At 65.0% G+C, this 1110-nt stretch carries 1 protein-coding gene; it reads right to left on the reverse strand.

Annotated features, from left to right (window positions below; genetic code table 11):
* A partial coding sequence (locus BLA60_RS41810; RefSeq protein ID WP_162293095.1) for an AMP-binding protein occupies positions 1–1110 on the reverse strand: 1110 nt, incomplete at both ends.

A 1110-nucleotide genomic window follows, 5' to 3' on the forward strand; every position in this document is an offset into this window, starting at 1 on the left:
GGGACGCCGATGGGGGTTGGTTTGCCGAATCGGTCGACCACGTATACCCGGGTGTTCGCCACAGGACGCCCAATCGGCATCGTCCGGCTCTCCGGCGTGTCCCCGGTCACCGCACAGACGACCGAACTGACGGTAGTCTCGGTGGGGCCGTACGTGTGGAGCACCATCTCGGGGGCGTGTGGCCCGGCGATCACGCGGTCCGCGACCGAACGCTCGACGGCTTCGCCGCCGTAGGCGATCACCCGCAGGCCGGATGCCAGTTCCGGGTATTCGGTGAGGTGCTGGTTGAACAGCGAAGCCGTCATCCGGACGACCGATATCTTCTGGTCGCGAATGGCCTCCGCGAAACTGTCCGGGTTGAGCAGGACATTCTTTTCGATGACGACCAGGCGAGCGCCGGTCGACAGCGGCAGCCAGCATTCGTACACGAACATGTCAAAACTGATCGGAGAGGTCTGGGCGACCACGTCGTCCGGTTCCAGGCGTGTGAAGTCACGCATGAACTCCAGATAGTTCACCACGCTGCCATGCTCGACCTGCACACCCTTCGGGGCCCCCGTCGAGCCGGAGGTGTAGATGACGTAGGCCAGGTCGTCCGGGCCGGCCACCCGGGCCGGGTCGACTTCCGGTCGCGCGTCGTGTGCCTGTCGTGCCGGTTCCAGATCGACCAGGTCTCCCCCGTAACCGGACAGCCGATCTCGGAGGTTCGACTGGACGAGCACCAGCGACGCTTCCGTGTCTCTCAGCATGAAGTCGAGCCGTGGGGCAGGATGTTCGGGGTCGAGCGGAACATAGGCACCCCCCGATTTCAGGATGCCGAGCAGGCCCACGATCAGTTCCGGACCACGCTCGGCGCACACGCCGACGAGAGTCCCCGCGCTGACTCCGCGGTGTCGCAGATGGTGCGCCAACTGGTTGGCCCTGGCGTCGAGTTCTCGGTAGGTGAGACTGGTCTGACCATGGACGACGGCGACGGCCTCCGGGGTCCGTGCGGCCTGCGTTTCGAACAGTTGCGGCAGGGTCTGGTCCGGGAGTTGGTGGCCGGTGTTGTTCCAGTCGTGGAGTAGCTGGTGTTTCTCGGTGTCGCTGAGTAGTTCCAGGTCGCTCAGT

This window comes from Actinophytocola xinjiangensis (assembly GCF_001921215.1).
In the GTDB taxonomy this organism is placed as follows: domain Bacteria; phylum Actinomycetota; class Actinomycetes; order Mycobacteriales; family Pseudonocardiaceae; genus Actinophytocola; species Actinophytocola xinjiangensis.